This window comes from Bradyrhizobium sp. CCBAU 11357, from assembly GCF_028128865.1.
Classification (GTDB): domain Bacteria; phylum Pseudomonadota; class Alphaproteobacteria; order Rhizobiales; family Xanthobacteraceae; genus Bradyrhizobium.
The window spans coordinates 1-9,391 of the sequence record NZ_LBJW01000065.1 but is presented as its reverse complement, the minus strand read 5'-3'; the positions used below and the strand labels follow the sequence as shown (position 1 = coordinate 9,391).

The 9,391-nt window shown below is 57.9% G+C and carries 5 protein-coding genes and 4 pseudogenes; 7 read left to right on the top strand and 2 right to left on the bottom strand.

Annotation, left to right across the window (positions count from 1 at the left end):
- A pseudogene (locus XI05_RS09445) lies at positions 1 to 728 on the top strand (IS256 family transposase); the annotation flags it as partial.
- Positions 729 to 967: 239 nt separating this feature from the next.
- Positions 968 to 1,228, top strand: a pseudogene (locus XI05_RS09440) (transposase); the annotation flags it as partial.
- A 2-nt stretch (positions 1,229 to 1,230) separates the two neighbouring features.
- Here the strand turns inward: XI05_RS09440 and XI05_RS09435 are convergent.
- Positions 1,231 to 2,613, bottom strand: a complete 1,383-nt coding sequence (locus XI05_RS09435; RefSeq protein ID WP_271500846.1) for an IS110 family transposase — start codon at positions 2,611 to 2,613, stop codon at positions 1,231 to 1,233.
- 227 nt (positions 2,614 to 2,840) lie between these two features.
- Here XI05_RS09435 and XI05_RS09430 point away from each other — a divergent pair.
- Positions 2,841 to 3,712 (top strand): annotated as a pseudogene (locus XI05_RS09430) (IS3 family transposase); the annotation flags it as partial.
- 478 nt (positions 3,713 to 4,190) lie between these two features.
- Here XI05_RS09430 and XI05_RS09425 read toward each other — a convergent pair.
- Positions 4,191 to 4,475: a DUF3892 domain-containing protein gene (locus XI05_RS09425; protein WP_271500844.1), complete on the bottom strand. Its 285-nt coding sequence runs from the start codon at positions 4,473 to 4,475 to the stop codon at positions 4,191 to 4,193.
- A 122-nt stretch (positions 4,476 to 4,597) separates the two neighbouring features.
- Here XI05_RS09425 and XI05_RS09420 point away from each other — a divergent pair, with 122 nt between their 5' ends.
- The 4 genes and pseudogenes from XI05_RS09420 to XI05_RS09405 form a co-directional block, all read left to right on the top strand.
- Entirely contained in the window at positions 4,598 to 5,494 is an 897-nt protein-coding gene (locus tag XI05_RS09420; protein ID WP_271500842.1) for a DMT family transporter, read from the top strand.
- A gap of 238 nt (positions 5,495 to 5,732) precedes the next feature.
- Positions 5,733 to 6,908: an NAD/NADP-dependent octopine/nopaline dehydrogenase family protein gene (locus tag XI05_RS09415; protein WP_271500840.1), complete on the top strand. Its 1,176-nt coding sequence runs from the start codon at positions 5,733 to 5,735 to the stop codon at positions 6,906 to 6,908.
- 1,051 nt (positions 6,909 to 7,959) lie between these two features.
- Positions 7,960 to 8,742, top strand: a complete 783-nt coding sequence (locus tag XI05_RS09410) for a Crp/Fnr family transcriptional regulator (RefSeq protein WP_271500838.1) — start codon at positions 7,960 to 7,962, stop codon at positions 8,740 to 8,742.
- Between the two features lie 266 nt (positions 8,743 to 9,008).
- Positions 9,009 to 9,391, top strand: a pseudogene (locus XI05_RS09405) (transposase); the annotation flags it as partial.

Genomic DNA, 9,391 nt, shown 5'->3' with positions numbered 1-9,391 from the left:
TGGCGTGTACCTGCAGGCCCGCATGGAAGATCACAGCGAATGCATGCTGGTGCTGATTGGTACCACGCCGGAAGGCAAGAAGGAGCTGATCGGCTTCCAGGTCGGCGTGCGCGAGAGCGCGCAGAGCTGGCGCGAACTCCTGATCGACCTGCGGCAACGCGGGTTACGGATTGCCCCGCAACTCGCCATCGGCGACGGCGCCCTCGGCTTCTGGAAGGCACTGGACGAGGCCTTTCCCGGCACGCGGCACCAACGATGCTGGTGCCATAAAGTGAGCAACGTACTCGACAGGATCGCCAAATCCGTGCAGGCCCCATGAAGAACGACCTGCGGAACATCTATCTGCCCCACACCGGGCCGAAGCTGAAACCGCGATCGACGTCTTCGTCGAGAAATACCACGTCAAATACGAACGTGCGGTGGAGTGCCTGATCAAGGATCGCCACGCGCTGCTCGCCTTCTTCGACTTCCCTGCTGAGCACTGGATCCACCTACGCAGCTCGAACCCGATCGAGAGCGTCTTCGCCACGGTGCGCCACCGAACGGTGCGGACCAAGGGATCGCTGTCGCAACAAACCGCGAAGCTGATGGTGTTCAAGCTCATCGACGCTGCGTCGAAGACCGAGCGGCGATTGAAGAGCTCGAACCAGTTGCCGAAAGTCATCGCCGGTGTAAAGTTCATCGACGGAATCGAAGTCATTCCGAACACTGAAAGCCACGCCGCCTGATCAGGCCGCGTCACCCAAAATCAGCCATAGCTCCAGATTGCGGGCTGCAAACACTTACGTCCTGAATAGAATAATGCAGAAAGCTGTCAGGGCAAAGGCAGCGACCTTACTCACGTCACTCGCCGACGGTCCTGAAGCCCGCGAAGGATAGTAGAGCTGGCTCCGGAAATCTGGACAGGGCGATAAGTGGAGTTTCTGCCTGATGGCGGGCAAGATTGACCCGCGAATCAGGAGAGACGATGAGCAGACGAACCCGTCGGCACCACGCACCGGCATTCAAGGCGAAGGTGGCGTTAGCCGCGATTAAGGGCGAGATGACGCTGGCCCAGCTGGCTGAGCATTTCGACGTGCACCCGAACCAGATCACGCAGTGGAAGGCCCAGCTTCAGGAAGCGGCGGCCGATGTGTTCGGTCCTGGCGGAGGCAACCGGATGAGCGAGCCCGCGGTGGACGTGAAAGCGCTGCACGCCAAGATCGGGGAGCTGACCCTGGAGAACGATTCCTAAGAAACGGCATCGCCGACGTTCGGCTCGAACGGCTGGAGAACGAAGCCGAATGCCTTGGCACGCCGATGCAAATTGTTGACCACTCGCGTCCGGTAGCGCGTCTCGTATGACGAGGCCCCGGGATCGACATAGTCCATTCCGTATCGCACAGCATTGTAGAACAGAACTGCGATCTTGCGGGCCGTGGCGGTCACTGCTTTGGCCTTGCCGACGCGCGATGAAAGTCGCCTGTAAAAGGCGCCGAGCGCAGTATCGGTGCGTCCGACGGTGACGGCAGCAAGGCGCAGAAGCGCCGCCGCCCGGCCGCCGGATCGGCGTGTTCGGGACGAGAGCCTTTTGCCGCCGGAGACCTTGTTGCTCGGCGCCAGTCCCAGCCAGGAGGTAAAATGCTTTGCACTTGGCCACGAGGAGAGGTCGTCACCGCATTCAGCGATCAGCTTCAGCGAGAGGTAAGGACCGAGGCCGTCGATGGTGGTGATGTCTTTTCCCAGCAACGCGAACAGCGCCTCGCGGACGTCGAAAGCTAGAGCGTTCGCCTGATCGGTTCGATTCCGACGCAGCGATGCCCGCGGTGCTGGTCCATGGCCACGACCGCGATGGTTACTCAGTTCCTTCAACACGGCTTCGATCCGGGCGTCGCAGGCAGATGCCTTCTCGTGGTAGGTGTCGTAAAGCGCAAGTGCCTGCTCGAGCGCAAACAGATGCTCGGCGCGGTAGCTCCCGGTGAGCGCCTTCGCAATCGTCTCGGCACTGGAGTGGCAACTGTAGTGGCGCAAGCACGCCAACGCCTCGGGATCGCGCTCGCCGGCAAGGATCGCGCGTATGATACGCAGGCCGGTCGCGCCGGTGATGTCGGCGACGACGTGGTGGAGCTGAAGATTCATCGCCGTCAAAGCCTTCTGCATATGCTGGATGTGTGAGGCCGCGTACTCCAGCAGACGCTCGCGCTGACGCACGTAGGCTCGCAGTTCGGCAATCTGCCCTTTGGGCTGAAAGCTGGCCCGCAGCAACCCGAATGAATGGAGCCGCTGCAGCCATTGCGCATCGCTGACATCGGTCTTACGCCCCGGCACGTGCTTGGCATCGCGCGCATTGACAAGAAAGACGGTAAATCCCCGGGCATCGAGAAGCTCGAAAATCGGAATCCAGTAGACGCTGGTCGATTCCATGACGACGGTCTCGACGCCGCATTCCGTAAACCAGTCGACCAGCCGATGCAGATCGGCCGTGAAGGTACCGAAACTGTGGACTGGCTCCGGTGCGCGATCTGCCCTGACGGCCGCCATATGCATGGTGGCGCCAACGTCGATGGCAGCCGCGTTCGGGTGCACCATCGGCATCTTACCGCCCTCCTTCGACTTCGATCTTTTGGGATTCATCTGTAGCTCCTTCTGACTCCGGCGGAAGGGCTGGGCTGCGCAATTCATTCAAATTCCTAAACGGGATCGCCGCAATGGCGTCACCACTCTCAAGTGCGCAACAGCCCATGGACCAGGTTTTTTGACGGGCTCACGTGCCACCAAAATCGTATCGGCCGCTCCCTTCCGGCCGCAGTCTAGCGGTTAGCCGTTTCTATCCCACAGGGGGCGCGCAGCGCCGCGCTCAGTTTTTTAGAAGGCGCGCTCAGCAAAGCGGGCCTGCTGAGCGCAAAGCGATGATCGATCGTGAGCACAATCTGCCGATCACCAGGCAGGCGGAAGTTTTGAAGATCAGCCGTGGCAGTGTCTATTATCTACCACGTGCCGTGCCGCCCGCCGACCTCGCAATCATGCAACGGCTCGACCGGCTGCATCTGGAGTTTCCTTTCGCCGGTTCGCGAATGTTGCGAGAGCTGCTGGCTGCCGAGGGCAGCAAGATCGGCCGCCGGCATGTCAAAACGCTGATGCGGCGGATGGGGATAGAGGCGCTCTACCGCCGGCCGCGCACCACCAAGCCCGAGCCTGGACATAAGATCTATCCATATCTGCTGCGCGGCATGGAGATCACGCGTCCGAACCAGGTCTGGGCGATGGACATCACCTACATCCCGATGGCGCGGGGCTTCGTGTACCTGGCTGTTGTCCTCGACTGGGCGACCCGTCGGGTGCTGTCGTGGCGCGTCTCGATCACGATGGAAGCCGCATTCTGCGTCGAGACGCTGGAGGATGCTCTCGCTCGCCACGGCAAGCCGGACATCTTCAACACCGACCAGGGCTCGCAGTTCACCGGCGCGGCGTTCACTGGCGTGCTCGCCAGTCACGGGCCATCAGCATGGACGGCCGGGGCGCCTGGCGCGACAACGTGTTCGTCGAGCGGCTGTGGCGCAGCGTCAAATATGAGGAGGTCTATCTGCGGGCCTACGACACCGTGTCCGATGCCCGCGCCTCGATCGGCCGATACCTCGGCTTTTACAATGGCCGGCGTCCTCACTCGAGCCTTGACGGCGGCACCCCGGATCAAGCTTACTTCAACCCGCTGCCGTTCCGCGCGGCAGCTTAATTTTGGCGGAAGCTCCACTAATCGACGCGGAATTGCTGTTCAGACAACCGGGACCACCTCACGTGCACCGCAGAGCAATGCAACTACACACTGCATATGCAGGATACACGATCAACTGTGCGGGCGGCACTGGTGCGAGTGGTATTGTCGTCATCACTGAATTTCTGTCTTGACCACCCAAATCAGGTAGGCACGCTACGAGCGCTTTTGGCGCTCGAATTTTGCCGGTCCCTCGAGCCTGACGACACCCCAGGGAAGCGAGCGAGGTGGTCAGTTTTGGGATGGTAAGGCTGGCCACCATTAGGGGGGCGTGGGACTGCGTTTGTTCGCGACAAGCCAAGCGCCGAGTCACGTCGCGCTAACTCACCGGCAGCGCGGGCGCGGTAGGGACAGGGTCGCAACGACGCCGAGTCGCGCTCGCGCTGCTTGCAGTTTGCGCGAGCGCCGGGGTTTTGGACTAGTCTAGGATGGACAAGCATCACGGACACTCAGCGAGTGAAAGAAGATTGTCTGGCTGAATGCCGTCTGCCGTCGTCTTCATGTACTTGTGCCCTTCGTGCTTGGCCACGATCAAACCAGCAGTGAGCCCGTCGTCCTGGACATAGAATTCCCACGCGCCGCTTTCGATGTCTCTGATCGTCTGAACGACAGATTGCTTCCAGTGACTTCCGTTCGAATATACCCCGCCGATGCTGCTAATTCTCTCGTGTGGATTCGTCCTGTTGGTCTTACTGACGCAACGAACGCGTGCGAGTCTGGCCACGGGGTCTCTTCTTCCGCATGCAAAAGGAGCAACAAGGTTTAGCGTTCAGTGGCGTACCATGCCGCCGACCAATTCAGGTAGGTGCCCCGGTTATTAGCTAGAGACACCATGAGTTTTATCGTATGAAAACGTCTTCTCTCGGACCGATTGCATTGGTGAATTCAAACCGTGTCGCTGTCTATAAAGCTATCGGATGTAGTCTGGCTTCGGCCGCCCTTTTTACCATTATGGTGGCGCTTATCAAAGGAATGGGTTCACAGTATCCAATTGGACAGATTTTGTTCGTTCGTAGCTTGTTCGCTATGGTCCCAACGTTGTGGTTGGCATATCGGCTGAGCGGATGGCAGGAGCTGCGCACTAGGCGGATTAGCGCTCATCTCTATCGCTCGGGTGCTGGCATATGCTCGATGTTCTTCACTTTCACCGCTCTCAGCATGATTCCGTTAGCAACAGTCATGGCGCTAAGCTATGTTGCACCGTTATTCGTTACGATGCTAGCTATTCTCATGCTTGGCGAAACCGTACCGCTCCATCGCTGGGCCGGCGTGATCATCGGCTTTGCTGGCGTTCTTTTGGTCGTTCATCCAGATGTTAGCGGCATCTCGCTCGGCGCTGTTCTGTCGCTGGCCGGCGCGTTGACTGCCGCCCTCGCGATGATTTTTATCCGCAGGATGGCTGATACCGAGTCAAGCACTGCGACCGCTTTCTATTTCACACTGGCGGGAGTCGTCGTTGGCGCAGCCACCTTGCCCTTTGCAAATGTTTGGCCAGAACTCGCTGATATACCGATTTTGATTGCTATCGGGCTCGTCGGCGGCATCGGGCAGATCCTGGTAACGATGGCTTACCAGTTGGGGGCTGCTTCGATGGTCGCGCCCTTCGGTTATGTCTCGTTAGTTTTCTCACTTGGTATCGGTTTTATTATCTGGGGTGAACTTCCTACCATGATCGAATTATTTGGTATCGTCGTTATAACTGTCTCCGGCTTTGTCACTGCTTTCTACGAGCGACAACGATGAACTTTGCACTTCACAACGCGCTTTGCGGAGATCAAGAATGCCGACGGAACTCACCACGTAAACCTGACATCATTGCTGAGAGGAATGCGCTGCAGGCCATAGATTGCGCGGCTTTCAACAGCGTTCGCCGATCCTTCGGCTATGCAGCCGCCCGCCCAGCAGACGAATCTCTGTCACTACGCTCGCGAGATCCGCTTTGGGGCACTATCCTCTAAAATCATAAATAGAAAGGTACGCCATGAAAGAGGATATCATATGGGCAATCATAGGTGGAGGACATGGTGGTCAATCCATGGCTGGTCATCTAGCCATCATGGGATGTCGCGTTAGATTGTACAATAGAACGGCGAGAACAATTGAAGAGATAAACAAACTTGGTGGGATTAATATTGACGGCGCTCTCCAAGGTTTTGGCGGACTTGAACTCGCGACTACGGACATCGGCGAAGCGCTCGCAGGGGCCCACGTTGTGGTGGTGGTCACCCCAGCAACCGCGCATGCTGAGATAGCAACCAAGTGCGCTTCGCACTTGGTTGACGGGCAGATCGTTTTCCTTCATCCGGGTGCGATGTGCGGCGCTATAGAATTCCGCGAGATTCTCCGAAATGCGGGTTGCACCGCAAATATCCCCGTTGCGGAAAGCAATCATCTTCTCTACGCGTGCAGAAGTTCAAAACCTGGTTACGCCGAAATCCTTGCCATCAAGAAGGATGGATTACTTGCCACGTTGCCGGCAAACAAGAATCACGAAATCCTGGAATTGCTCAACGAGGTCTTCCCGCAGATTCGGGGTGGAAGAAATGTCCTGGAAACAAGCCTGTCCAATGGCGCTGTCATAATGCATCCGGCCCCCACGATCTTTAACCTCTCCATGATCGAATCTCAGCACGACTGGCTCTACTATTCAGAAGGTATCACCCCGACCATTGGAGCCTTTGCGGAAGATATCGACCAGGAACGCGTAGCTCTTGGGAAGTCGTTCGGCTTTGACTTGCCCTCTGTGCGCGAGCTGTACCGATTAATTTACGGTGTGCAGGGCGAAAGCCTTTCCGAAATCTGTCGCAAGAACCCGGCCTACGAGAAGATTAGGGGGCAGAAAGACCTGCGGACGAGATATATTCTTGAAGATATCCCGTTCGGCCTCGTTCCCATGATCGAATTGGGCAGGATGCAGGGATTGTCGATGAGCCGAATGAAGTTGATCGCAGAACTTGGCCAACATCTGCTAAGAGACAATTCATTCTTGTCACATGGGCGTACCCTGGCGAACCTGGGCCTCGGCAACATGACATCTGAAGAGTTTGCCATGTTCGTTCAAACGGGTGAGCGACCCGCTCCAACTCGGCCGCTATGGCTCTCAACCCGTTCAAGAAATTGTCCGCGGAGCGGATTGAGTGCTGAAAATGGCGATTAATCGCTCAACAGCGCTACAGAACGGTCGAGCTGCGCAGTGCGCAGGAGTAGTCAATAACAAGCCAGAGAAGATTGTTTTTGTCAGTTCTTTGGGCAACCCGCGGACAACGGATCTTGGTCGCTTGGCCACGAAATTACTGGCAAAGAGCAGTGCAGGAGAGAATTGATGAAGCGATACACAAATGCCGCCCAAAAGGGCGGCATTTGTGTACGAAAAGGAGCATCACAAGAAGCAAGCCGTCATGTCGGATCCGCACTGACGATAGGAATGGAGAGGACGTAAACCAACACCAACATGTTGAGTTCAAAACTAGCGATAGGCATGGTCAGGACGCAACACGACATCGGTTTCCGTTTGAGTTTCAAATAGAGCGACCTCCCCTCGCACGCAGAGGGTCATCTTAGCCCGCACCGAGAAGGGGAGGATCATCTCCTCTGCGCCGCAGCCTACGGCAAACGGATTACACTCGTGAGGCGGCGCAAGAGAACGTCTCCATTTTTACTATTCATTTCACCACAGCGTTTGTTGCTTGAGTGGCTTACGCGCCTCCCCGGTTCACCCCTTTTCCGAACTATCGAGAGTGTCTACGTTCAGGCACAAAAGAGCATGGACCGAATCAGACGTCTCCATTTCTTGCATAGGCAAGCTGCCTGATTTCTCCGCGCGCTCTCTTTCCGCTTCTGGTTACCAGAGTGTCTGTTGTTTGAGTGGCCGGCGCTCCGCCCGCATCTCGCGCCCATCAGGCTGATCGGCTGGATGAGCTGCTAACGGCGCGCATCCTTTCGCTTCGACTTTCACATTGGTTTGGAACGAACGCTATGTAAAGTTCATGCTCGCGGCCGAGCGTACGGTGTTACCCATACCTATTTTGCACTTGTATACTCTGCAGCGGACTTGCATCTAACTCTCGAGGACGCGGACGACAATTCCGCCATGCAGGAGATGATTTTATTGTCGCGTGAGACCGCTTTGTCACTGAATTGGTTCATGATCGGCTTCGCGAAAGCAGATCTACTCCCGTGCTGAGGCCTCCGTTCAGCACCACCCGAAGATGCTTCGCGGCGGGACACGCCAAGTGACGGGCATCGGGGGAACTCGGAACTGTCTTTTGGCGACGCTGCCGCCAGCCGACTTCGATCTGCTGGCGCCATCATTGGAGACTGTTGCGCTCGCTCAGGACGAGGTGATTTCTCGAGAGGGTGACCGAGTCGACTATATCTTGTTCCCTCATAGTGGTGCCATCTCGCTGATGGTCGACTTTGCGGACGGCGAGACCGCTGCTACCGCTATAGTTGGGCGCGAAGGAGCAATAGGCACTCTTTCAGTGTTCGGACCAGCGCCTTGTGCGCTCACCGCAATCGTCCGTGCGGGAGGCATCGCCTCGCGAATCCCGGCACCGCGATTTCATGCCGCATTCGGCCGCAGCCCCGCAATCCGGCAAGCGATCCAGGTCCACGTCAGGGCGATGCTGGCCCAGCTTCAACGCGGCGGAGCCTGCAATGCCCGGCATCCGGTGCAGGCACGGATGGCGCGTTGGCTTCTCCACATTCGCGACCGCATCGATGACGATGTGCTCCCGCTCACTCAGGAGGCGCTGTCGCAAATACTCGGCGTGCGACGAACGACGGTAACGTTACTGATGCGCCGTCTACGCGCGTTCGGAGCGATTAGATCCGAGCGACGAGGGCATATAGAGATAGATCGACTGAAGCTCGTCGCAGCGGCCTGCGAATGCCACGGCACCATGCGTCGCGAAGTTGAGGCGATCTTCTCGATGAAGGCGGCCTGTCCGTCCGCCGCGGTTCCGTCGTTCGGCGCAGGTGTGAACGATTAGCAACTCGGAGAATTCTGACGCTTCGCGGACGGCTTATCTTAGATCGCGATCAGAAGGGTTGAATTGGCCGGTCTGCGGCACCGAACCAACTTCCGGCGCAACCAAGACGCGCTCCATACCAAATCGCGGGGCGGCACTTTTTGAGTATTCTTTCGGCGTAGGCCGCAGCGTCACCGCGCGCGCCCTCTCTTTCCGCTTGCCCTGACCTTGCCCCCGGGGCTTAATCCAGTTTGAAGTTCGTTCTGGCCCACGACGAGGACCAGAGCATGAAGCGTAGCCGCTTTACGGAAGAGCAGATTATCGGGATCTTGAAGGAGCACGAGGCCGGGGTGTCGGTCGGCGATCTATGCCGCAAGCACGGCGTGAGCGACGCCAGCATCTACAAATGGAAGGCCAAGTACGGCGGGATGCACGTCTCCGAGGCCAAGCGGCTGAGGACGCTGGAGGACGAGAACACGAAGCTGAAGCGGCTCCTGGCTGACGCCATGCTGGACAATGCGGCGTTGAAGGACCTTTTGGGAAAGAAGTGGTGAGGCCCGCGGCCAAGCGGAAGGCTGTCGCGCATCTCGTGATGCCCACGAGATGAGCGAACGGCGGGCGTGTAAAGCCATCGGCTGCTGCCGCATGACCATGAGATATCGGACGACCC